This window comes from Pedobacter hartonius (genome assembly GCF_900107535.1).
GTDB lineage: Bacteria > Bacteroidota > Bacteroidia > Sphingobacteriales > Sphingobacteriaceae > Pedobacter > Pedobacter hartonius.
The window spans coordinates 211,422-234,917 of record NZ_FNRA01000006.1 but is presented as its reverse complement, the minus strand read 5'-3'; the positions used below and the strand labels follow the sequence as shown (position 1 = coordinate 234,917).

The following is a 23,496-nucleotide window of genomic DNA, read 5'->3' as shown; positions in this document are numbered from 1 at the left end:
ATGAAGAATTCAAGAAGAGATTTTATTAAAATTGCAGGAATTGCTGCTGCCGGTGCCGCTGTTGCACCGTCCTTTGCGTTTGCCGCTCCCGCTAAAATTGTTGGCTTACAACTATATACATTAAGGGTTGAACTACCGAAAGATGTAAAAGGTACCATTGCCAATGTTGCAAAAGCAGGTTATAAAGAGGTAGAAACTTTTGGTTATTCAGCAAAAGATGGCTATTGGGGGCTAGATCCTAAGGCTTTTAAAGCACTGCTTTCAGAAAATGGCCTCACCGCACCAAGCGGACATTATGGAATGGATATGTATTTCACTGACGGTAGCCAGGAAGAGCTGAAATCCTATATTGATGCAGCAAATACGATCGGTAGCACTTATATCACGGTACCTTACCTGGGTGATAACCTTAGAAAAACTGAAGACGACTGGAAAGTAATGGCCGATAAATTAAACAAGGCCGCTGCGATCTGTAAAGATGCAGGCCTTAAACTGGGCTATCATAACCATAATTTTGAGTTTGTAAAATATGGCGATACCACAGGTTATGAGATCATGCTGAAAGGAACTGATCCAAATCTTGTACAATTTGAGATGGACATTTACTGGGTAGTAAGATCGGGCAATGACCCTGTGAAACTATTCACGGAATTCCCGGGTCGTTTCCCGATGTGGCATGTGAAAGACATGGACAAAGTGGACAATACCATCAATACAGAAGTAGGAACCGGAACGATCGACTTTAAGAGCATCTATAAAAATGCAAAACTGGCTGGCCTGCAACACCTGATCATGGAACAGGAAAACTTCTCTATGGATCCTTATAAAAGTATTAAACTAAGTGCCGACTATATCAAAAAAAGCATTTTGTAACTAATATTGCTGGCAGGACCTATTATTCCTGCCAGCTCTTACCTCCTCCCCCTTATCCTGCCATTCCGGTAGCTTTTGATGAATTACAATAAAATTTCCCCTACAAAAACGGTTTTTCATGGAAATCAGCTGAATATGAGCAAAGTTTTTCTCATATTTGAATTGATAGTTTATCATAAAACTTAGAAAACAAAATCAAATCAATGAAGCTGTCATCTGTGATGACAGCTTCATAACCATAAAAATCAAATAAATTAATCATGAAAATCGCAGTTGTAGGTGCCACTGGTTTAGTAGGCACTGTAATGTTAAAAGTACTGGAAGAACGTAATTTCCCTCTGACCGAATTAATCCCGGTTGCATCAGAAAAAAGTGTAGGTAAAGAAATCACTTTTAAGGGTAAACAGTTCAAGGTGGTTAACATGGAAACTGCAATTGCCATGAAACCGGATATTGCTTTATTTTCTGCCGGGGGTGGCACTTCATTAAAATATGCCCCTCTTTTTGCTGAAGCAGGCACAACAGTAATAGACAATTCATCCGCATGGCGTATGGATCCATCTAAAAAGCTGATTGTACCAGAAGTGAATGCCTATGAATTATCTATCGATGATAAGATCATTGCAAATCCAAATTGTTCGACTATTCAAATGGTAGTCGCTTTGAAACCATTGCATGATAAATACAGGATAAAACGCGTGGTAGTTTCTACCTATCAGTCTGTTACAGGTACCGGTGTGAAAGCCGTGGAGCAAATGATGAATGAGCGCAAAGGTATTTTGGACGGCCCTATGGCTTATCCATACCAGATTGACCTGAACGTGATCCCTCAGATCGATGTTTTCGAAGCTAACGGATATACAAAGGAAGAAATGAAAATGATCAAAGAAACCCGTAAGATCATGGGCGACGAGAGCATCCGAGTAACAGCTACTACAGTACGTATTCCCGTAATGGGAGGCCATTCCGAGTCTGTGAACATCGAATTTGAAAATGATTTTGATGTGGCTGATGTGAAATCATTAATGGAAAAAACGCAGGGGATCATTTTGGTGGACGACATCGATAACCTTAAATATCCGATGCCTAAAGATGCACATGAAAAAGATGAGGTATTTGTAGGTCGCATCAGAAGAGACGAATCAATGCCAAATACGCTGAATATGTGGATCGTGGCAGATAACCTGCGTAAAGGTGCAGCAACAAATGCAGTACAGATCGCAGAATTCCTGTTGCAAAAAGAACTGATCTAAAAAGATCATTTTGATACTGATGTGGTTTAAATATAGCTATGGCTATGTTTAAACCACATTTTAGTTAAAGACTATCCTGAAAATATGTTAAAAAGATCCCTGGTATCCCTTTTTATGCTGTCGCACAGCTTTTGTTTTGCACAAAGCTCCGCTCAAAGGCTTGCACAATCCTTCAACAACTTACTGGAAGACCCACAGGCGAAATATGCGGTCTGCTCCATTTGCGTTTTAGATGCAAACACGGGAAAGCAGGTGTATGCGAAGAATGAAAACATCGGCCTTGCCACGGCTTCCACGCTCAAGACAATTACAGCTGCCACAGCATTTTCCCTGTTGGGGAAAGATTTCCGTTACCAAACCACACTGGGCTATAGCGGCAGTATTGGCGCGGACGGCACCCTTAAAGGAGATGTAATCATTACCGGTGGCGGAGATCCTACCCTGGCCTCCTGGAGATATGACAGCAGCAAAGAGAATGTAGTGCTCAATCAATGGGTCGCAGCGCTTAAAGCCGCAGGGATAAAAAAGATAGAGGGAAAGATCATTGGTGACGATCACCTTTGGGGAACACAAAGCACTCCCGAAGGATGGACCTGGCAGGATATGGGCAATTACTTTGGTGCCGGCCCGTCCGCACTCAGCTGGAGGGAAAATCAGTTTGATATCAAGCTGCGTGCAAACAATGCTGTTTCCGTTTTAAGAACAGTACCTGCGATGCCCTATCTGACGATTGTGAATGAGTTGAAAGTTGGCGAAGCAGGCAGTGGCGACAGGGCTTATGCCTATCTTCCGCCACTCAGTACGATTGCCTACCTGCGGGGAAGCTGGGCAGCAGGCATTCAAAAAACAGGAATTTCAGTGGCCTTGCCTGACCCTGCCTTTGATGCAGCATTCCGCCTGCAGGATACGCTGGAAAAATCCGGCATCAGCGTCAGCAATACAGCAACTACCTCCAGACAGCTAAGTGCGGCAAGCCTTCCGCTGCCTCAGGCTGTTCAGAAGCTGAGCACGATCAGCTCTCCTTCACTGGCAGAGATCGTTTTCTGGCTGAACAAGAAAAGCGTAAACCTGTATGCCGAGCATCTGCTGAGGACCATCGCCTGGAAAGCCGGCAGGGAAGCCACTACGGGCAATGGTGCGGATGTAGAGATCAGGTACTGGTCGGGCAGGGGACTCGACAAAAACGCACTGAACATTATTGACGGAAGTGGCCTCTCTCCCGCCACAAGGGTAACTGCCGCAGCTATGGCCAGCATCCTTTTCCAGTCGCAAAAAGAAGACTGGTTCCCTGATTTTTACAAATCTCTTCCGGAGAATAACGGGATGAAATTAAAAAGCGGTACCATCAACGACGTTTCTGCTTTTGCTGGTTATTACACGGCAGGCAACGGCAATAAATATGTAATTGTCATCATTATCAACAACTATTCAGGCAGCGGGATCAATCCAAAGTTATTCCGTGTGCTCGATGCATTAAAATAAGTTAAACTCTCCACAGAAACTCCTTATTTATCCACATTTTACTAAATTGCAACCTTTTACAGGGCTCAAAGACCAAAACTCCTTTTCTTTTTATGAATAAATCCGTAACTTTTATATGCTGTTTTATTTTTTACACAAGCGCATATAGTCAACAAATGGGATCTGGAAACACCAATATTTCAGTGGCAGATAGCAATGCCGTTTTAACAAACCGACCGCCGGAATTTGCGATTATTCCGGAACCGGTATCGCTGCTCAGAACAAGTGGTCATTTTACCCTTCCTGATAATGTAATCATTCTGGCTTCGCCTGAAATGAAACAAGTGATAGATTATCTGAAAGAAAAACTTTCCGTTCCAACAGGTAAGTTTGTGTCTGAATATACCAATACCTCCGCAGCGGCAACCATCAGGCTGATGCTGAACCCGAAAGCAAACCAAACATTGGGCAACGAAGGTTATCAGATCTCCGTTACGCCAACATTGATCGTAATTAAAGCGAATAAAATAGCAGGGCTGTTCTATGGTGTACAAAGCCTGCTGCAACTGTTACCAAAAGAGATAGAATCGAAAGAACTGATCAAAGATGTGGACTGGAGGATCCCATGTGTAGAAGTAACGGATTATCCACGCCTTCCATGGAGAGGCCTGATGTTCGATGTAGCGCGGCACTTCTTTACCAAACAGGAAGTAAAACAATACATTGACGCCATGGTACGCTATAAATATAACCTGCTCCACCTGCACCTTACCGATGATGAAGGCTGGAGGATAGAAATCAAAGGCCTGCCCAAACTCACTGAAGTAGGTGCATGGAACGTTAAGAAAATGGGCGACTTTGGAACATTCAGTACACCAGGCCCTGATGAGCCGCGCAGCTACGGTGGGTTCTATACCCAGGACGATCTCCGCGAGCTGATCCAGTATGCCAAAGACAGGTTTGTAGATATCATGCCCGAAATTGATGTTCCCGGACATAGCCTCGCGGCAGTTGCTTCATATCCAGAGCTCTCCTGCACCCCTGCTGCGGTGAATTACCGTGTCCGCTCGGGAGAAAAGATTATGGACTGGTCTCATGGTGCTCCGCCGATTGCGTTATTAGACAATACGCTTTGTCCGGCTAATGAAAAAGTATACAGCTTTCTGGATACGGTGATCACACAGGTTGCTGCACTTTTCCCTTTCGAATATATCCATATGGGTGGCGACGAAGCCCCGGAGAACTTCTGGCAGAAAAGTGATGCCGTTAAAGCGCTGATGCAAAGAGAAGGCCTGAAGGATATGCGCCAGGTACAGGGTTATTTTGAGAAAAGAGTTCAGAAGATCGTGGAATCAAAAGGCAAGAAATTCATGGGATGGGACGAGATCATGAATAGTGATATCCCTGCAAGTGCAGGGATCATGAGCTGGAGAAGCAGCCAGTTCGGAGTGGAGGCTTCTCATTTTAAACATGAAGTGATCATGACGCCGCAGGCGAATGTTTATCTTGACCTCATGCAGGGCGACGTGATCACCGAACCTAAAGTTTATAACACCGTCCGGTTGAACAAAACCTATGAATTTGACCCTGTACCTGCCGGAGCAGATCCTAAATATATCCGTGGAGGACAGGGTAACCTATGGTCCGAACAGATCTACAATATCCGCCAGGCGGAATACATGACCTGGCCAAGAGGTTTTGCCATTGCTGAATCGGTTTGGTCTCCAAAGGAGAAGAAAAACTGGACCAACTTTATCGCGAAGACGGAAGAGCATTTTAAACGGATGGATATTGCGGAAACGAAATATGCGCCAAGTATTTATGATCCTGTATTTAAGGCAAGCCGGTCAGCCGACAGACAGGTAATGGTTGAACTGACTACCGATATTGACGGCCTTGACATCTATTACAGTTTTGACAATTCGTTCCCGGACAGGTTTTATCCTAAGTATACCGAGAAACTGGCAGTTCCTAAAGATGCAAGCCTGATGCGCGTCATCACCTACAGGGGCAAACAGCCTACAGGCAGGATGATCACCATGCCTGTAGACGAGCTGAACAAAAGGGCAGGAAAAAGATAAGGACTTGAGATATTTCGTACATATTGGCTACAACGGCCTGCAATACAACGGATGGCAAAAACAGGCTACGGTGATGAACGTGCAGGGTGTGATAGAAAAATCCCTTAGCCAGATCTTTAAGACCACGATAGCTATTAACGGCTGCGGAAGAACAGATGCACAGGTTCATGCCAGTCAGTTCTTCTTTCACATGGATCTGGAAGAATCCTGGGACTTTGACCTGATCTTCAGGCTCAACAAACTGCTGCCGCTCAATATTGCCGTGTACGACGTCATCCCTATGGAAGGATTGCCACATGCCCGTTTTGACGCCGTGCAGCGGTCATACGATTATTTTTTACATACCTACAAAGACCCTTTCCTGAATGGGTTGAGCTCCTACTACCTGCTTGACGGACTGAACTGGGATGAAATGAAGGCGGCAGTTGCCCTTCTGCCCCTGTACAAAGACTACCGCGCCTTCTGCACCCATCCGGACAAATATGAGCATACATTGTGTTATGTGCGCTCAGCGAGCCTGATGGTAGATGATAAGAGAGAAAAACTCAGGTTTCAGATCTCTTCCAATCGTTTTTTGGGAAAGATGATCCGTATTATCATGGGACAGCTGTTAAAAATAGGAAAAGGAATACTTAGTGTAGACGAATTTGAGAGCCATCTGATTAGTAAAAAGACACCGGAACTGATTACACCCGCCCATCCCCAGGGATTATATCTTTCCAAGGTGACCTACCCCTACCTGGATCTTCCTCCGAGAACAGATTTTTCGGCTATCCTGCAAAAAGCTTCGGATACCAACTGGAAGAAGGCTTAATATTCTTACGCTAAGGTGAGATAAGACGATCCGGAAAGCCGTATTTTTATTCGAAAATAAAATTATGAATTTCCACACCAGAAAATGGATAAAACCCGAGGATCTCAATCCCAACGGAAGTTTATTTGGAGGCAGCCTGCTCAGATGGATAGATGAGGAAGCGGCTATTTATGCCATTGTGCAGTTAGGTAACCCAAGGGTAGTCACAAAATACATTTCAGAGATCAATTTTGTAAGTTCTGCAAAACAGGGTGACATCATAGAGATGGGTATCACGGCGATTGCCTTTGGAACCACTTCATTGACCATGGTATGTGAAGTACGTAATAAGATCACCCGGAAAAGTATCCTGACTATTGATAAGATGGTATTTGTAAATGTTGATGAATACGGGAATCCTGTACCTCACGGCAAAACACAGATTAAATTTATTGAAGAGCAGTTTGCTGCAGAAGACAACTAGCTTACTGCCGGCAATGCTGAGCGAATATCACCGGCAGTAAGGTTGATGCCGCTTAGTGTGAGCTTTGCTTTACGGTAATATTCCCCGCGTTCTTCCAGTTTACCTTCTATAAAATGAACTACCCCCCCTGCTGTAAGGTTACGCAGGAGCGGACGTTTGGCCATTCCTTTCTCCAGCCGTTTGGCAAGGGAAACTGCAGAAAGCTCAATGTAAACAGTGATGCCGTTTGCGTTCATCCAGTCCATGTTATCATAATAACAAGGGGTACCGCCGCCGGTGGCGATAACGCAATTCTCTGCATACGGATGGTTCTTAAGGGTATCACTTTCAAGTTTTCTGAATGCCTCTTCACCATGAACGGAAAAATAGCCGGCCACAGTAGTACCAGTTAAACGTTCAATCTCATGGTCAAGATCTACCAGCTCAAAACCCTGCTTTGCAGCGAGCTTTTTGCCGAGCGTTGTCTTGCCGCATCCCATAAAACCTATCAGAAATATTTTCATCATTAAGCCAGTTTTACCCTTGGATCTGCAAAGGCATACAAAATATCCACTAAAATATTAATTATTACAAATATCAGCGCAATAAACAGAATTGAGCCCATTACTACAGGGAAATCGGACATCTCCAGGGCCTTCACTGTAGTGCGCCCCAAACCGTTGTACCCGAATATATATTCTACAAAAAAAGAGCCCGCAAGTAAAGACGCAAACCAGCCAGAGATGGCAGTGATCACGGGATTCAGCGCGTTCTTCAGCGCATGTTTATAGATCACCGCAAAACGGTCCAGCCCCTTTGCACGTGCCGTACGGATATAATCCTGACCCAGGATTTCCAGCATTGCCGTCCGGGTGAGCTGTACAATAATTGCCAGCGGACGCAGCCCGAGGGTCACCACCGGCAGTATCAGGTTTTTTAGGGTGATTACTTCACCGTGAAAAGGGTCATAACTGTACAAACTGCCCGACATATTCAGTCCGGTATATGGCCCAAGTACAAAGCCAAAGAACCAGGCAATGATGATCCCCGCAAAAAAAGCCGGCGCAGAGATGCCAAGGATGGCAAATGAATTTGCAGCATGGTCTATCCAGGTATTTTTATACACTGCGGATACAATACCGAGAAAAACGCCGATCAGCGTGGCGAAAATCATTGAGGTGATGGCCAGAACAAATGTATGGGGAACAGTTTCCCCTAAAATAGTAGAAACTTCACGTTTTGTCTGATAAGACCGTCGCAGATAGGGAACTTTCAGGGCGATCACATGGCCGGAAACAGGTATCAAACGGATATAGTCATATTTCTTCTGCTCCTGGGCATTGTCTTCATGGTACCCAACCGGAGAAAGATCATTGATAAACAGGATGAACTGCATGGGTTTGGATTTATCCAGTCCGAATTCTTTACGAACGGCTTCCAGCGACTGCACATCGGCGCGTTGCCCCATGGTCATCCTTGCAGGATCACCGGGAAGGATATTAAACAGAATAAATACCACAACAACCACACCCGCCATCACGGCAAATCCATACAGCAATTTCCTGAGCGCATATGACCACATGTTATTTATCGAAGTAGGTTGTTTTCAACTGTTCAAAAGAGGGTGCCGACTGATAGCTCCATTTATTGATCACTACACCGTTCCTGAGCAATAATATACCCGGATTAGCTCTCACCATACTTTTAAGCGGTACAGCATCTGCATAAAAGATCTCCGAAAGGAGCTTGTTGCGTTTGCTGAAAGCCTCAGCATCCTGTGCCGAATTGGAGGTGAGCAGCACTGTGCGGATGTTGAACTGTTCGGTAGCGTCCAGGGTCAGTGCATTCAGCTTTCCAATAGCCTCTTCGTTCGTATGGTTCAGGTTGTAGGCAACGATGATCAGATTATAGTAAGGGTTTTCGAGCAACTCTTTAGTGTAGCTGGTACCGGCGGCATCACTGATGATCAGATCTTTGATTTTAGGTTCATACCCTTTTTTGATGAGCTTCTGTACAGGATCACCTACGATCTGCCAGTTTGTATCTTTCCAGATCTCTGTTTTCAGGTAATCTTTGTCGCTCATCTCCTTGGTTTCGCCGGTCGACTTATTCTTCAGCTGGTACATGATCTGGTATTCGTCAGGCACCGCCCCTTCAGGAATCTTCATCGATTCAGGTAAACTGACACCGATCTTATAGGGAAGAAAATCTATCACCGGAAGATAGCTGTAGGTATAAATAGCAAAGATAAATGATAATGCTACCACGGCGATCATGGTAATTTTTTGAATGCCTGCATTTTGTGTCAGCGGTACGATCGCGTTGCGCTGGATAAACAGGTAAACGATCAGCAGCAGCAATAGCAGGTCTTTCGAGAATGACTGCCATGGAGTAAGCGGAATCGCATCGCCAAAACAACCGCAGGAAGTAACAACCTTAAAGGCTGCAGATACAAACGTGAGGAATGTAAAAAAAATGATAATTCCCAGCAATCCTGAAGCTACCTTTCTGTTCCAGAACCCCAGCAGCAGTAATGCGCCCAGGACGATTTCAAGCACACAAAGGATCATAGCGATCCCCGTAGCATAGGGACTAAAAAAAGAGATGTGGAACACATCGAAATACTCTTCCAGCTTGTAACCAAATCCAAGCGTATCGTTCGCTTTGATCAGCCCGGAAAAAATAAAAAGTACACCTACGAATATTCTTGAAAAATTTAATGCGACTTTGTTCATTTGTCTGGTATTGTAAAGCTAATATAGAGTTGCTGTTATAGAATATGCGTATTTACAATAGTATTGTTACGGCTGAATACTAAGGTTTCAGCTCCAGTTTAATTAACGCAAAAACAGCGTAATTAAGCATATCCTGGTAATTTGCATTCACCCCCTCAGATGCTACAGTCTCCCCCAGGTTATCTTCGATCTGTTTCACCCTGAAGACCTTCATCAGGATCAGGTCTGTTAGCGAACTGACCCTCATATCCCTCCAGGCCTCTCCGTAATCATGGTTTTTTGCAAACATCAGTTCTTTGGTCTCATTCACTTTTTCATCGAACAGCTTTTCCACGCTTCCGGGCTCCAGTTCCAGCGGATCAGTTTCGCCCATACCGCTCTGTATCATCGCAATCACACAGTAATTAATAATGCCGATATATTCTGGTATGATGCCCTCACCTACTTTGGATATTTTCTTTTCTTCAAGCGTACGGATACGCTGAGCTTTGATAAATAGCTGATCTGTAATAGAAGACAAACGCAGAATGCGCCATGCCGTTCCGTAATCTTTGGTTTTCTTTAAAAAAAGCGATTTACAAACCGCAATTACTGAATCGAATTCTTGTGAAGTGTTTGTGGCCAAAACAATTAAAATATTTAGTTTAAAGCTATTTTAATACTGTATTTTTGTATTAAATGATGGCTAAAGATACGTTTTTAAACCGAAAAATAACACTAAACCTCAAAGGTGAACTGCTTGATCTGAGCCGGCCCTGCGTGATGGGCATCCTTAATTTAACCCCGGATTCCTTTTACGGAACCAGCAGGATCAGCTCTATAGATCAGGCATTGGAAAGAGCAGAGACCTGCTTAACGGAGGGTGCCACATTCATTGATATCGGGGCTTATTCTTCCCGTCCGGGTGCAGACGAAGTGAGCACCGATGAAGAGCTCGCACGGATCATTCCGGCAGTTGCCGCCATCAGTAAAAGATTTCCTGAAGCCTGGCTTTCAATAGATACCTTCCGTGCCAAAGTGGCCAAGGAAAGCATCGAAGCCGGAGCACACCTGATCAACGATATTTCGGGCGGAGAGCTGGATGAACAGATGTTTGAAACTGTAGCCGCTTTAAAGGTACCTTATATTCTGATGCATATGCAGGGTACGCCACAAACTATGCAGCAGGATCCTGTATATCATAACATCGGGCTGGATGTGGTTGACTATTTTGAAAACAAGATAAATACGTTGAAAAACATGGGCATAAATGATATCATTCTTGATCCGGGATTTGGTTTCGCAAAGACCATAACACACAATTATGAGCTGCTCAACCATCTGCAGAACCTGGATATTTTCGGTCTGCCCCTGCTCGTTGGATTTTCAAGAAAGTCTATGATCTATAAATTTCTCGGCATCACGCCGGAGACAGCATTAAATGGAACAACAGTATTAAATACACTGGCGCTGCAAAAAGGCGTTAGCATACTCAGGGTGCATGATGTGAAGGCAGCCCTGGAATGCATTGCACTGGTGGAAAAAGTACATGAGCAATAATATTTCCGTAAAATACTTAACTTGGCAATAATGAAAGGCTTTGACTTTGATTTTCTCACTATAACCGTTACCGATGTAATGGACATTTTGTTCGTTGCCTTCCTGATCTATTATACGTATAATCTGATTAAAAATACCATGGCGGTGAATTTGCTGCTGGGTATGTTAATTATCATTGTCCTCTGGTTTGTGGTGGACGCCCTGAATATGCGGCTGCTGTCTGCCATCATCAACAAGTTCATGAGTGTGGGCATCATTGCACTGATTGTTATTTTTCAACCGGAAATACGGCGGTTCCTGCTGCTCATCGGAAAGAACACCTTCTTACAAAAAAACAGGGCCTGGTGGGGGTATTTATTTGGCAGTAGAGACATCGAACGTGATAACCTCGTCCGGATCAAACCGATTATTGACGCCTGCAAGAGCATGAAAAAATCCAGGACAGGGGCATTGATTGTATTCGTCAAGTTCTACGATGACCAGCTGTTTGCCAACAGCTGTGAAATGATTGAATCAAAGATCTCCAAACGGCTGCTGGAAAGTATCTTTCAGAAATACAGCCCGCTGCATGATGGAGCCGTCGTCATTGCCGAGAATAAGATCAAGAGTGCAAGCTGCATCCTGCCCCTCACTGATAATGATAAGTTACCTCCCCAGTTTGGCCTGCGCCACCGCGCGGGAATAGGTATTTCCGAAACGACGGATGCCGTAGCAGTTATTGTATCTGAAGAAACGGGAGAGATCGCCTATGCGAAACAAGGCAGGGTAAGGATGAACGTATCTTTCGGAGAACTGGAGAAACTGCTGAACAAGGATTTTTAAATACAAAAAATCCGGCACATGGCCGGATCTCCTCAACCGGATTTTTGACCGGAAATTATCTTTAATGATTAGCAGTACTGATCAAAAGCACCCATCAGGTTCTCAGCGATCATCTGAGCAGGACGGCCTTCAATCTGATGACGTTCGATCATATGTACCAATTTACCATCTTTGAACAATGCCATAGCAGGTGAAGAGGGAGGGAAAGGCATCATATAACTTCTTGCCCTGTCAACTGCATCTTTTTCCATGCCTGCAAAAACAGTGATCATTTTATCTGGATGTTTTTCATTTGAAGCGGCTAATCTTGCTGCCGGACGTGCATTGGCCGCTGCGCAACCACATACAGAGTTTACAACAACAAAAACGGTTCCTTCGGCAGTAAGGGCATTGTCTACCTCTTCTGCTGTTTTCATTTCTTCAAAACCTACTTTGGTGAGTTCCGCACGCATAGGTTCTACTAAATATTCTGGATACATATGTAAGATGCTTTTAAATATTATATATTAATTTTCTCTGGAACAAAGGTACACCGAGATTAGCTGGTATCAAAGGGATTTCACACGGCTCATAGTTTTTTACCTTTCGATTACTTTGTTTCAAGACCATTCTTTCGTCATATCCTGATTCATTTTTTGTTATTGATTATGAAATGCAGTAAATTTGCAGTTCACAAAATAAAAACAATATGTCATCAGTAGAGACTACATACATCCCTTACAAAGTAAAGGATATTTCACTGGCAGAATGGGGCCGTAAAGAGATTGGATTAGCAGAAGCAGAAATGCCCGGCTTAATGTCCTTACGCGAAGAATTTGGTCCGTCGAAACCCTTAAAGGGAGCACGCATTGCAGGCTGCCTGCACATGACCATCCAGACTGCAGTTTTAATTGAAACTTTAGTTGAACTTGGTGCAGAAGTGACCTGGTCATCATGCAATATTTTTTCTACACAAGACCACGCTGCTGCTGCAATCGCTGCTGCAGGCATCCAGGTTTATGCCTGGAAAGGTTTGAATGAAGAAGAATTTGACTGGTGTATCGAACAAACATTACATTTCGGTCCTGAGCAACAGCCTTTGAATATGATCCTGGACGATGGTGGTGATTTAACCAACATGGTTTTCGACAGGTTCCCTGAACTGATCGCTGCGATCAAAGGTCTTTCGGAAGAAACTACTACAGGTGTTCACCGTCTGTACGAACGTATGAAAAACGGAACTTTACACTTACCGGCAATCAACGTAAATGATTCAGTAACAAAATCTAAATTTGACAACAAATATGGTTGCCGTGAATCACTGGTAGATGCGATCCGTCGTGCTACTGACGTCATGATGGCTGGTAAAGTTGCTGTTGTAGCAGGTTACGGTGATGTAGGTAAAGGTTCTGCAGAATCACTGAGCTCACAGGGTGTACGTGTGATCGTTTCAGAAATTGATCCGATCTGTGCATTACAGGCTGCAATGGAAGGTTATGAAGTGAAAAAATTCGCTAATGCGGTTAAAGAAGCTGATATCGTTGTGACTACTACAGGTAACTGTGACATCGTTCGTGCTGAGCACTTCAAAACGATGAAAGATAAAGTTATCGTTTGTAACATTGGTCACTTTGACAATGAGATCGACGTTGCCTGGTTAAATACCAACTATGGTCATACTAAAGTTGAGATCAAACCACAGGTTGATAAATATACCATCGATGGTAAAGACGTGATCCTGCTGGCTGAAGGACGTCTGGTAAACTTAGGCTGTGCCACAGGCCACCCTAGTTTCGTGATGTCTGCCTCATTCACCAACCAGACTTTGGCACAATTGGAATTATGGACAAACCCAGGTAAATATGAGAACAAAGTTTACGTTCTTCCTAAATACCTGGATGAGAAAGTAGCCCGTTTGCACTTAGCTAAAATCGGTGTTGAATTGGATGTACTGGACACTCACCAGGCTGATTATATCGGTGTACCGGTTGAAGGCCCGTTCAAAGCAGAAGCTTACAGATACTAATCTGAAATCTATATGGAAAAGGGATGATGCTATGAGGCGTCATCCCTTTTTTTATTGCCGGCACCTGATCATACGGCGCTCAAATCTGTTGACAATAATATTATACCCGTTCATCATTAATGAATTATCTTTGTAGATGGCAAAACTATCAGTAAATATCAATAAAATAGCTACTCTACGCAACAGCCGCGGTGGAAACAATCCCGATCTGCTGAAGGTAGCGCTGGACTGTGAGCGTTTTGGTGCGGAGGGTATCACAGTACATCCAAGGCCAGATGAGCGTCATATCCGCTATCAGGATGTATTCGATCTGAAAGCAGCAATTTCAACAGAGTTTAATATTGAAGGGAACTGCAGGGAACAGAAATTTGTAGACCTCGTTCTGGCAAATAAACCTGCACAGGTAACTTTAGTTCCTGATGCAGAAGGACAAATCACTTCCAACCATGGTTGGGACACCATAAAAAATCAGGATTACCTGAAAGAGATGGTAAATATGTTCCACAAAGAGGGTATCAGGGTTTCCATTTTTATTGATCCGGCAAGAGAAATGATCGAAGCAGCAAAAACAACAGGTACAGACCGTATTGAGCTTTATACAGAATCCTACGCATCAAATTTCCCGAAAGACCCTGTGACCGCTATCGCTCCTTATATACAGGCTGCACATACAGCGAACAAACTTGGGCTGGGTATTAACGCCGGGCATGACCTCGACCTGCAGAACCTGAAATATTTTGCAGACAATATTCCAAATTTACTGGAAGTATCCATCGGTCATGCACTGATCAGTGATGCCCTGTATCTGGGCCTGGAAAACACGGTTCAGATGTACCTCAGACAACTGAATGACTAACTGTGTCATCTCTTTTATGCATTAGAATAAAAACGGAAAATTTAGTACCTTCGCGCAACTTTTATTGTTATACTTCATGAGTTTAAATATCCATTACAAAGAAGACTTTAAAGACCGTCATATCGCTCCAAATCAAGAGGATACAGACGCAATGCTGAGCACACTCGGCCTAAATTCTGTCAGTGAACTGATCGACCAGACCGTGCCGCAAAAGATCAGGCTAAAACGTCAGCTGAACCTTCCGGCAGCGAAATCTGAGAAAGAATACCTCGAAAGCCTTAAACAAACGGCTTCACTGAATAAGGTTTTTAAATCTTATATCGGACAGGGATATTATGACACTATTACTCCAGGAGTGATCTTGCGGAATGTAATGGAAAACCCGGGATGGTACACGCAGTATACGCCCTACCAGGCAGAGATTGCCCAGGGCCGTTTACAGGCGCTGCTGAATTTCCAGACCATGGTGATTGACCTCACCGGGATGGAAATCGCCAATGCATCACTGCTGGATGAAGGTACGGCTGCTGCTGAAGCAATGTTTATGCAATACAGCCTGCGTAAAAATCAGCAGGCTAAAAAATTCTTTGTTTCTTCGTTATTATTCCCTCAAACGATAGATATTTTAAAGACCCGCGCAAATCCTTTCGGAATTGAACTGGTTATTGGTGACCACCAGACTTTTGAAGTAACAGACGAATTCTTTGGTGCTATTGTTCAATATCCTGCCGGAAACGGGGAAATATTTAACTATACAGCATTCGCAGCACACACCCATGCCAAAAACGTAAAGTTAACGGTAGTGGCAGACCTGCTGAGTCTTACGCTGCTGACTCCTCCGGGAGAATGGGGTGCAGACATCGTGGTGGGTACCACACAGCGTTTTGGCGTACCCATGGGATTTGGAGGCCCTCATGCTGCATTTTTCGCCACTAAAGATGAGTACAAACGCTCAATTCCGGGAAGAATTATCGGTGTAACGATCGACAGCCACAACAACTATGCGCTGAGAATGGCACTGCAGACCAGGGAACAGCATATCAGAAGAGATAAAGCGACCTCTAACATCTGTACTGCACAAGCCCTGCTAGCCATCATGGCAGGTTTTTACGCCGTTTATCATGGCCCCAAAGGCCTGAAGTTAATTGCAGAAAGAACACATGGCCTGGCTATCGCACTTGCACAATCACTTGAAAAGATCGGCTACCCTTTATTGACCAGTGCTTATTTTGATACTATCCAGGTTGAACTGGGTGCTTTGAAAGATTCTATCCATAAAGAATGTGTAGACAATGAGATCAACCTGCATTATAAAGGAACAGTGGCAACGATCGCGCTTGACGAAAGCACTTCCCTTAATGATATTAAATTACTGAATAAGATATTCTCTAAAGTAAAGGCTATCTCCGCAGATAGCGTTGAACTGGCTGAAGAGCACAATGTCCAGACCGTAATTCCTGTTGAACTGCAACGTACATCAGCTTATTTAATACATCCTTTATTCAACTCGCACCACTCGGAACACGAGATGCTGCGTTATATCAAGTCGCTGGAAACAAAAGACCTTTCTCTTTGCCATTCTATGATTGCATTGGGTTCATGTACCATGAAACTGAACGCGACCACAGAAATGGTTCCTGTTACCTGGGCAGAATTTGGTAAAGTACACCCCTTTGCTCCTGCAGACCAGGTAGCAGGATATTATGCTGTTTTCAATGAACTGGATAAATGGTTAAGTGAGATCACCGGTTTTGCCGCAATGAGCTTACAGCCAAATGCTGGTGCGCAAGGTGAATACGCCGGATTAATGGTCATCAGGGCGTACCATCAGGACCGCGGTGACCATCACCGTAACATCGCACTGATCCCTTCTTCCGCTCACGGAACTAACCCTGCTTCTGCTGCCATGGCAGGTATGAAGATCGTTATCGTGAAATGTGATGACCAGGGAAATATTGATGTAACAGACCTGAAAGCAAAAGCAGAACAACATAAAAACAACCTTTCCTGCTTTATGGTTACTTATCCGTCTACACATGGCGTATTTGAAGAAAGTATCGTAGAGATCTGCGAAGTGATCCATGCGAATGGCGGACAGGTTTACATGGACGGTGCAAATATGAATGCACAGGTAGGTTTAACCAGCCCTGCAAATATCGGTGCCGACGTTTGTCACCTGAACTTACACAAGACCTTTTGCATCCCTCACGGTGGTGGTGGCCCCGGTATGGGCCCGATCGGCGTAGCTGCACACCTGGTTAAATATTTACCGGGACATGCGGTGGTAGACATCAACAATGAAAAATCTATCCATGCAGTATCTTCGGCACCATGGGGCTCTGCTTCGATCCTGATCATTTCCCATGCTTACATCGCAATGATGGGCGCAGATGGGTTAAGACAGGCTACAGAATATGCAATTCTAAATGCGAATTATATGAAAGCGCGTTTAGAGCAGCATTACCCGGTATTGTATTCAGGGAGCAACGGCCGCTGTGCACACGAAATGATCCTGGATTGCCGCGAATTCAAAAACTTTGGCATCGAGGTGGTTGACATTGCAAAAAGGTTAATGGATTATGGTTTCCATGCACCAACAGTATCTTTCCCTGTTGCGGGCACCTTAATGGTTGAACCCACAGAGAGCGAACCAAAACATGAGCTCGACCGTTTCTGTGAAGCGATGATCGCCATCAGAAATGAAATCAGCAGTGTTCAGGACGGAACTCTGGATAAATTAGATAACCCTCTAAAAAATGCTCCCCATACTGTGGCAACTGTGACCGGGGATGAGTGGTCTCATGCCTATAGCAGGAAAACTGCTGCCTTTCCTTTAGCATATGTTGCTGAACATAAGTTCTGGCCATCAGTAGGCAGGGTAAATGATTCATTTGGAGACAGATCCCTCGTTTGCGCATGCCCACCGATAGAAAGTTATATGGAAGCAGAGGCTTAACATTTATATACTTGTAAACAAAAAGTTACATTTATAAACAAAAAGGGGGTCATTATCAATTAGTGGTCCTCTTTTTGCTAAATAAATGATTAGGCGATATACTTTACAGTTCTATTTTATATCTTTATTAAAATCCTAATCTTATATAAACTACTAATCTGATGAGTGATAAAATTAATCTACTGGTAATTGACGATGATGATATTAACATTTTCATTATTAAGAAAATTGTAGAAAAAACGGGATATGAGGCTCAGATGGTTGCAAAAACAAACGGACAGCTGGCAATAGATTACCTGAAAGAATTGAAAGATGCACGCCTTCCATTTCCTCAGCTGATATTGATAGACATTAACATGCCCGTACTGAATGGATGGGAATTTCTGGAAGCTTACGAGAAATTAAGTATAGAGAATGATATTGACATGTACATGCTCTCTTCATCAGTGTATGAAAACGATATTGAAAAGGCCAAAACATATAAAACAGTAAAAGGGTTTATTTCTAAACCCCTGTCTATCGAACGCCTGATCGAATTATTTGAAGGCAAAAATATAGAACCTATACAATCTTAAACTGTCCGTCATCTGTTAAACTAACGAAACCCGTCGCCCTGGTCTTGCCATGATAGAAAAGGCAATTCCAATGCTCAGCTGCAGCCCTCTTACCAAACTCTTCCCTTAACTCCATCGCTTTACGGCCATCATAGTCGTATTTCGCAATGAATTTCCTCAGCAGCTCCTCCGGTTCAGGCAGCACATCACCTCCGAAGAAGACTTTATCTGTACCATCGTCCAGCAACCAGGCCTGGTGACAAGGTGTATGCGCACCCGTCAGTTCATGGGAAATACCCGGCAAAAACTCTCCGGAATCATCCACAAAGATCAGTTGTGCATTGCGCTGCAGAAACTCAAAGATCTCAGTTCTGTAAGAAGACGAGCTATTGGTGAATGCAGCCTCCCATTCTCCACGCTGAATGACATATGCCGCATTAGGAAAACTCAGTTCCATTCCATTATTTTCCTGATGTACCATACCACCTGCATGGTCAAAATGCAGATGAGACATCAGGACATAATCTACATCACCAGGATTAAACCCGGCCTTCCTGATATTCTCATGCAGGATCATTTCTCCCCCTGCATTACTATAGCCCAGTCCCGTATCAAACAACAGTAATTTATCATTAAATTTAACAAGAAAAGGCTGTACATAGATAAAGAGTGATGCCGGCCTGTCTTTAGGATTATCTATTTGAGGGTCAAAAGGAACGAACTTTTTATCGGCAGCTACAGAATAAGAACCTTCATATAAAGTGAAAACTTGCAATGGCGTAGGTATTAGTCAAAAGAATAATTAATGATATATTTACAATCAATTGCAAAGATATGGAACCTGTACGATATCCCTTCATTTAATGAATAAACAAAGTTGATACAGTCCTTAAAACAATAAAAAACCAAATGGAGAAAAGATGGGTGCAGGCAGTAAAGAGCGATAAAGAGGCTATAGATCTGCTTGCACAACAATTAAATATAGATACAAGCCTGGCGGAGATCCTTGTACAGAGAGGCATCAGTTCCTTTGAAGATGCAAAGGACTTCTTCAGGCCACAGCTTTCACAACTGCATGATCCTTTTCTGATGAAGGACATGGATAAGGCGGTCAGCCGGATTGATGCTGCAATCGCAGCAGAGGAAAGAATGCTGGTTTATGGAGATTATGATGTGGACGGAACTACATCTGTAGCGCTCGCATATAGCTTTTTCAGACAGTTCAGCCGCCATATAGAATATTACATTCCCGACAGGCATAAGGAAGGATATGGCATCTCTACCGCTGGTATTGATTATGCAAAATCAAAGGGGATCACGCTGATCCTTGCACTCGACTGTGGAATAAAATCCAACGATAAAGTAGCCTATGCAAATAGCCTCAATATAGACTTCATTATCTGCGACCATCATTTACCCGGAGAAGAATTGCCGGCGGCAGTAGCGATACTCGATCCGAAACGTGCAGACTGCCCCTATCCTTTCAAAGAACTTGCAGGCTGTGGCATCGGATTTAAGCTTGCCCAGGCCTGGTGCATCACCCATCAGCTTCCTGACAGCAGTTACGAGCAGTATATGGACCTGGTGATGGTATCCATAGCCGCAGACATTGTCCCTATTGTAGATGAAAACCGCACTCTTGCCTACTTCGGACTGATCAAACTCAACCAGAACCCATGCATAGGCCTTAAGGCACTGATGGATAGCTGCGGTAAGAATAAAAATTATACGATCACCGATGTGGTCTTTACGCTTGCCCCGAGAATTAATGCCGCCGGGCGGATGGACCATGGTAACCAGGCAGTTAAAATGTTGTTGTGTACCGAAGACGACCTCGCTGCCAGGCAAAGCCTGTTCATCAACGTTCAAAATACTGACCGTAAAGTCTCTGATCAGCATATTACCGCAGAAGCACTTGCCCTGATCAATGATTCTGAAGTACTCATGGGCAAAAAAACTACCGTAGTTTATAACGAGAACTGGAATAAAGGTGTTATCGGTATCGTAGCTTCACGTTTAACGGAAAAATACTACAGGCCAACGATTGTATTGACACATTCCAACGGGCTGCTGACCGGATCGGCCCGGTCCGTACCTGGTTACGATCTGTATGAAGCCCTGCTGGGCTGTGCAGATCTGCTGGAACAGTTCGGAGGACATAAATTTGCGGCAGGACTGACGATGAAACATGAGAATATCGAGGAATTTTCACAGCGTTTCGAAGATATTGTGACCGCCACGATCACAGAAGACCTGCTGTGTCCGGAAATCCATATCGACAGCGAGATCGCTTTTTCACAAATAGACGGAAAATTCCAGCGTATCATCGCACAGATGGCGCCTTTTGGCCCAATGAATCCGGCACCAGTATTTATGACCACCAATGTAGTGTGCGTGGGCAGGCCTTACGTTGTTGGAACAAAACATTTAAAATTGAGTATTAAACAACAAAATTCAGCTATTTTTGAAGCTATTGGTTTCGGGCTTGCAGAATTTGAGAATCTTTTACAACCTAATCAGCCTTTTTCTGTTTGTTATACAGTTGAGGAAAATATTTGGAAAGAACAGAAACGGCTGCAGCTGAATATTAAAGCGATCAAAATTCATAATCAATAGTATAAATGATATTAAGAGCGGATAATCTTATAAAAAGATACAAACAGCGGACGGTAGTAAACGACGTTTCGTTCAGCGTGAGCCAGGGCGAAATCGTAGGGCTGCTGGGACCTAACGGAGCGGGAAAGACCACCTCTTTTTATATGATTGTCGGATTGATCAAACCCAATGAAGGCTCGATTTTTCTGGATGACGAGGATATCACTAAAGATGCGATGTACCGCCGCGCCCAAAAGGGGATTGGCTACCTGGCACAGGAAGCCTCCGTTTTCAGGAAGTTATCCGTTGAAGACAATATCCTGGCTATCCTGGAAATGACAGACATGACCCGCCTGGAAAGAGAAGAAAAGCTGGAAGAGCTTATCGATGAATTCAGCCTGCATAAAGTGCGCAGGAACAGGGGCGATCTCCTTTCTGGAGGGGAACGCCGGAGAACGGAGATTGCGAGAGCACTGGCGGCCAGCCCTAATTTCATCTTACTGGATGAACCCTTTGCCGGTGTTGACCCCATTGCGGTAGAAGAAATCCAAACCATCGTTGCCAAATTAAGGAACAAGAACATTGGTATCCTGATCACAGATCACAACGTGCAGGAAACGCTCTCGATTACTGACAGGGCCTATCTGCTGTTTGAAGGTAAAATCCTTGAATCGGGCACACCAGAAATACTGGCTGCCAACGAAATGGTAAGAAAAGTCTATCTCGGTTCCAATTTTGTACTCAGAAGTAAAAACCTATAATTCTATACTAACCAAATATGGCTATTGTAAATTCTATTTTTACCTGGTACATGAAAAAGCGCGTCCATCAGATAGAGCTTTTCATGAAATACCCGGTAGATGTACAGGAAGAATGGTTTCACAACCTGATTCTCTGTGCTGAAAACACTGAATGGGGGAAAAAATACGATTATAAGTCCATTGAGACATCTCAGCAATTCAAGGAGCGCGTACCGCTGCAGAATTATGACAGCCTGAAACCCTATATCGAAAGGATGTTGCAGGGCGAACAGAATATACTCTGGCCTTCAGAGATCAAGTGGTTTGCAAAATCTTCCGGCACCACAAGTGACAGAAGTAAGTTTATACCGGTATCACCCGAAGCTTTGGAAGAATGCCATTTTAAGGGCGGAAAAGATATGATATCCATCTTTTGCAACAATAAGCCGGGCAACCAGATCTTAACCGGAAAAGCATTGGTTCTGGGCGGCAGCCACCAGATCAACCAGCTCAATGAAGATACCTATTATGGCGATCTTTCTGCTGTACTGATCAAAAACCTGCCAATGTGGGCAGAATATTACCGGACACCGGATATTTCCATTGCCCTGATGAATGATTACGAACAGAAGATGGAAAAGATGGCTGAGGCCACCATCAAAGAAAACGTAACAAATATTTCAGGGGTTCCGACCTGGACGATTGTCCTGGCCAAAAAAATCCTGGAGATTACCGGTAAGAAAAACCTTTTGGAGGTATGGCCAAACCTTGAACTGTATTTCCATGGCGCTGTAAATTTTGGTCCTTACAGGGAGCAGTTTAAAGAACTGATCCCTTGTGAAGAAATGTATTACCTGGAAACTTATAATGCATCAGAAGGCTTTTTTGGCATCCAGGATCAGGTGAAATCTGAAGAGATGTTACTAATGCTTGATTATGGCATATACTATGAATTTTTAGCCCTGGATCAGCTCTGTGACGATAACCCGTTAACACTCAGCCTGGAAGAAGTTGAATTGCATAAGAATTATGCGATCATCATATCGACCAATGCGGGCTTGTGGAGATATGTCATAGGCGATACTGTACAGTTCACCTCACTCTCTCCTTTCAGGATCAGGATCACAGGCCGTACCAAACATTTTATCAATGCTTTCGGAGAAGAAGTAATCATTGACAATGCGGAACAAGCCATCAGCAAAGCCTGCAGGGAAACCGGTGCCGCTTTTAAAGATTATACGGCCTGCCCTATTTATTTCAGGGGAGACAAGGCCGGCGGACATGAATGGATCATAGAATTTGACCAGCAGCCCGATAATTTCGAAAAATTCATTGATATTCTTGATCAGACCCTGCGCGATATCAATTCCGATTATGACTCCAAACGCTTTAATAATATGGCGCTGTGCCGCCCCAAGGTACATAACGCTCCGCATAATACTTTTTATAACTGGCTTAAATCAAAAGGTAAACTGGGCGGACAACATAAAGTTCCCCGACTGGCCAATGAAAGAAAGTATGTTGATGAAATACTTCCCATGATACAGCTGATCAAGCCATAAGATATACTGTACACTATTTTGAAAATTGTGTACCTTTTTCACTTCAGACATCAACAAGTCCTAATATAAGACTATATTTATATAGTGAAAGTATATTAAACGACAGGCCTAATATCCTCAAATTCAGCGGTAATGACTAAACCTGAGAGATAAGAAACTTAATAAACCCTAAGCAAAATTTAATTAAACTCATATTTTAATTTGATGA

21 protein-coding genes are annotated in these 23,496 nt (G+C 43.7%); 15 read left to right on the top strand and 6 right to left on the bottom strand.

What is annotated here, in order from left to right; translation table 11 throughout:
• The 6 genes from BLW16_RS12965 (at position 1) to BLW16_RS12940 (ending at position 6,945) form a co-directional block, all read left to right on the top strand.
• Positions 1-873 carry a sugar phosphate isomerase/epimerase family protein gene (locus BLW16_RS12965; RefSeq protein WP_090557229.1) on the top strand — a complete coding sequence of 291 codons (873 nt, stop codon included), beginning with the start codon at positions 1-3 and terminating at the stop codon, positions 871-873.
• A gap of 260 nt (positions 874-1,133) precedes the next feature.
• Complete coding sequence (locus tag BLW16_RS12960; protein WP_090557227.1) at positions 1,134-2,126, top strand: aspartate-semialdehyde dehydrogenase; 993 nt, start codon at positions 1,134-1,136, stop codon at positions 2,124-2,126.
• 84 nt (positions 2,127-2,210) lie between these two features.
• Positions 2,211-3,608 (top strand): D-alanyl-D-alanine carboxypeptidase/D-alanyl-D-alanine endopeptidase, encoded by a 1,398-nt coding sequence (gene dacB / locus BLW16_RS12955; RefSeq protein WP_090557225.1) that lies wholly within the window; start codon positions 2,211-2,213, stop codon positions 3,606-3,608.
• Positions 3,609-3,763: 155 nt separating this feature from the next.
• Positions 3,764-5,668: a beta-N-acetylhexosaminidase gene (locus BLW16_RS12950; protein ID WP_090557223.1), complete on the top strand. Its 1,905-nt coding sequence runs from the start codon at positions 3,764-3,766 to the stop codon at positions 5,666-5,668.
• A 4-nt stretch (positions 5,669-5,672) separates the two neighbouring features.
• The gene (locus BLW16_RS12945) at positions 5,673-6,482 is read left to right on the top strand and encodes a tRNA pseudouridine synthase A (protein ID WP_090557220.1); all 810 of its coding nucleotides are present in this window, start codon (positions 5,673-5,675) and stop codon (positions 6,480-6,482) included.
• 64 nt (positions 6,483-6,546) lie between these two features.
• On the top strand, positions 6,547-6,945 hold the full coding sequence (locus BLW16_RS12940) for an acyl-CoA thioesterase (protein ID WP_090557218.1): 399 nt from the start codon (positions 6,547-6,549) through the stop codon (positions 6,943-6,945).
• Here BLW16_RS12940 and BLW16_RS12935 read toward each other — a convergent pair.
• From BLW16_RS12935 to BLW16_RS12920, 4 genes are all read right to left on the bottom strand, one after another.
• Positions 6,942-7,451 carry a shikimate kinase gene (locus BLW16_RS12935; protein ID WP_245735264.1) on the bottom strand — a complete coding sequence of 170 codons (510 nt, stop codon included), beginning with the start codon at positions 7,449-7,451 and terminating at the stop codon, positions 6,942-6,944. The two genes, BLW16_RS12940 and BLW16_RS12935, sit on opposite strands and share 4 nt — an antisense overlap.
• Positions 7,451-8,506: an ABC transporter permease gene (locus BLW16_RS12930; RefSeq protein WP_090557216.1), complete on the bottom strand. Its 1,056-nt coding sequence runs from the start codon at positions 8,504-8,506 to the stop codon at positions 7,451-7,453. Before BLW16_RS12930 ends, BLW16_RS12935 begins: the two co-directional genes overlap by 1 nt.
• Before the next feature lies 1 nt (position 8,507).
• Positions 8,508-9,659, bottom strand: a complete 1,152-nt coding sequence (locus BLW16_RS12925) for a BT_3928 family protein (protein ID WP_090557213.1) — start codon at positions 9,657-9,659, stop codon at positions 8,508-8,510.
• Between the two features lie 79 nt (positions 9,660-9,738).
• Positions 9,739-10,284 carry a DUF1599 domain-containing protein gene (locus BLW16_RS12920; RefSeq protein ID WP_090557211.1) on the bottom strand — a complete coding sequence of 182 codons (546 nt, stop codon included), beginning with the start codon at positions 10,282-10,284 and terminating at the stop codon, positions 9,739-9,741.
• Between the two features lie 56 nt (positions 10,285-10,340).
• On the opposite strand from BLW16_RS12920, the gene folP reads away from it, so the two are divergent.
• Entirely contained in the window at positions 10,341-11,198 is an 858-nt protein-coding gene (gene folP, locus BLW16_RS12915) for a dihydropteroate synthase (RefSeq protein ID WP_090557295.1), read from the top strand.
• 30 nt (positions 11,199-11,228) lie between these two features.
• Positions 11,229-12,020 (top strand): diadenylate cyclase CdaA, encoded by a 792-nt coding sequence (gene cdaA, locus BLW16_RS12910; RefSeq protein WP_090557209.1) that lies wholly within the window; start codon positions 11,229-11,231, stop codon positions 12,018-12,020.
• A gap of 68 nt (positions 12,021-12,088) precedes the next feature.
• Here the strand turns inward: cdaA and BLW16_RS12905 are convergent, their stop codons facing one another.
• Positions 12,089-12,499: a BrxA/BrxB family bacilliredoxin gene (locus BLW16_RS12905; RefSeq protein ID WP_090557207.1), complete on the bottom strand. Its 411-nt coding sequence runs from the start codon at positions 12,497-12,499 to the stop codon at positions 12,089-12,091.
• A gap of 209 nt (positions 12,500-12,708) precedes the next feature.
• Between BLW16_RS12905 and ahcY the strand changes: the two genes are divergently transcribed.
• From ahcY to BLW16_RS12885, 4 genes are all read left to right on the top strand, one after another.
• Positions 12,709-14,025: an adenosylhomocysteinase gene (gene ahcY / locus BLW16_RS12900; RefSeq protein WP_090557205.1), complete on the top strand. Its 1,317-nt coding sequence runs from the start codon at positions 12,709-12,711 to the stop codon at positions 14,023-14,025.
• A gap of 136 nt (positions 14,026-14,161) precedes the next feature.
• A complete protein-coding gene (locus BLW16_RS12895) occupies positions 14,162-14,881 on the top strand; it encodes a pyridoxine 5'-phosphate synthase (protein ID WP_090557203.1) in 720 nt (239 codons plus the stop codon).
• Positions 14,882-14,957: 76 nt separating this feature from the next.
• The gene (gene gcvP, locus BLW16_RS12890) at positions 14,958-17,837 is read left to right on the top strand and encodes an aminomethyl-transferring glycine dehydrogenase (protein ID WP_090557202.1); all 2,880 of its coding nucleotides are present in this window, start codon (positions 14,958-14,960) and stop codon (positions 17,835-17,837) included.
• Positions 17,838-17,998: 161 nt separating this feature from the next.
• Positions 17,999-18,412 (top strand): response regulator, encoded by a 414-nt coding sequence (locus BLW16_RS12885; RefSeq protein WP_245735262.1) that lies wholly within the window; start codon positions 17,999-18,001, stop codon positions 18,410-18,412.
• Here BLW16_RS12885 and BLW16_RS12880 read toward each other — a convergent pair.
• The gene (locus BLW16_RS12880; protein WP_090557199.1) at positions 18,399-19,166 is read right to left on the bottom strand and encodes an MBL fold metallo-hydrolase; all 768 of its coding nucleotides are present in this window, start codon (positions 19,164-19,166) and stop codon (positions 18,399-18,401) included. The genes BLW16_RS12885 and BLW16_RS12880 overlap by 14 nt on opposite strands.
• Positions 19,167-19,300: 134 nt before the next feature.
• Here BLW16_RS12880 and recJ point away from each other — a divergent pair, with 134 nt between their 5' ends.
• Genes recJ through BLW16_RS12865 form a run of 3 tightly spaced genes read left to right on the top strand, consistent with a single transcriptional unit; the run spans position 19,301 to position 23,288 of the window.
• On the top strand, positions 19,301-21,007 hold the full coding sequence (gene recJ, locus BLW16_RS12875; protein WP_090557198.1) for a single-stranded-DNA-specific exonuclease RecJ: 1,707 nt from the start codon (positions 19,301-19,303) through the stop codon (positions 21,005-21,007).
• A gap of 5 nt (positions 21,008-21,012) precedes the next feature.
• Positions 21,013-21,747, top strand: coding sequence for an LPS export ABC transporter ATP-binding protein (lptB, locus tag BLW16_RS12870; RefSeq protein ID WP_090557196.1), 735 nt, complete (start codon positions 21,013-21,015; stop codon positions 21,745-21,747).
• A gap of 17 nt (positions 21,748-21,764) precedes the next feature.
• Positions 21,765-23,288 carry a GH3 auxin-responsive promoter family protein gene (locus BLW16_RS12865; RefSeq protein WP_090557194.1) on the top strand — a complete coding sequence of 508 codons (1,524 nt, stop codon included), beginning with the start codon at positions 21,765-21,767 and terminating at the stop codon, positions 23,286-23,288.
• The last annotated feature ends 208 nt before the right edge of the window (positions 23,289-23,496 follow it).

Bases quoted from the DNA above. Each gene is read 5' to 3' on its own strand.
- BLW16_RS12905 (WP_090557207.1), bottom strand. From the start codon at position 12,499: ATGTATCCAGAATATTTAGTAGAACCTATGCGTGCGGAACTCACCAAA.
- gcvP (WP_090557202.1), top strand. From the start codon at position 14,958: ATGAGTTTAAATATCCATTACAAAGAAGACTTTAAAGACCGTCATATC.
- ahcY (WP_090557205.1), top strand. From the start codon at position 12,709: ATGTCATCAGTAGAGACTACATACATCCCTTACAAAGTAAAGGATATT.
- BLW16_RS12940 (WP_090557218.1), top strand. From the start codon at position 6,547: ATGAATTTCCACACCAGAAAATGGATAAAACCCGAGGATCTCAATCCC.
- lptB (WP_090557196.1), top strand. From the start codon at position 21,013: ATGATATTAAGAGCGGATAATCTTATAAAAAGATACAAACAGCGGACG.
- folP (WP_090557295.1), top strand. From the start codon at position 10,341: ATGGCTAAAGATACGTTTTTAAACCGAAAAATAACACTAAACCTCAAA.
- BLW16_RS12865 (WP_090557194.1), top strand. From the start codon at position 21,765: ATGGCTATTGTAAATTCTATTTTTACCTGGTACATGAAAAAGCGCGTC.
- BLW16_RS12930 (WP_090557216.1), bottom strand. From the start codon at position 8,506: ATGTGGTCATATGCGCTCAGGAAATTGCTGTATGGATTTGCCGTGATG.
- BLW16_RS12925 (WP_090557213.1), bottom strand. From the start codon at position 9,659: ATGAACAAAGTCGCATTAAATTTTTCAAGAATATTCGTAGGTGTACTT.
- BLW16_RS12950 (WP_090557223.1), top strand. From the start codon at position 3,764: ATGGGATCTGGAAACACCAATATTTCAGTGGCAGATAGCAATGCCGTT.
- recJ (WP_090557198.1), top strand. From the start codon at position 19,301: ATGGAGAAAAGATGGGTGCAGGCAGTAAAGAGCGATAAAGAGGCTATA.
- cdaA (WP_090557209.1), top strand. From the start codon at position 11,229: ATGAAAGGCTTTGACTTTGATTTTCTCACTATAACCGTTACCGATGTA.
- BLW16_RS12965 (WP_090557229.1), top strand. From the start codon at position 1: ATGAAGAATTCAAGAAGAGATTTTATTAAAATTGCAGGAATTGCTGCT.
- dacB (WP_090557225.1), top strand. From the start codon at position 2,211: ATGTTAAAAAGATCCCTGGTATCCCTTTTTATGCTGTCGCACAGCTTT.
- BLW16_RS12960 (WP_090557227.1), top strand. From the start codon at position 1,134: ATGAAAATCGCAGTTGTAGGTGCCACTGGTTTAGTAGGCACTGTAATG.
- BLW16_RS12935 (WP_245735264.1), bottom strand. From the start codon at position 7,451: ATGATGAAAATATTTCTGATAGGTTTTATGGGATGCGGCAAGACAACG.
- BLW16_RS12895 (WP_090557203.1), top strand. From the start codon at position 14,162: ATGGCAAAACTATCAGTAAATATCAATAAAATAGCTACTCTACGCAAC.
- BLW16_RS12885 (WP_245735262.1), top strand. From the start codon at position 17,999: ATGAGTGATAAAATTAATCTACTGGTAATTGACGATGATGATATTAAC.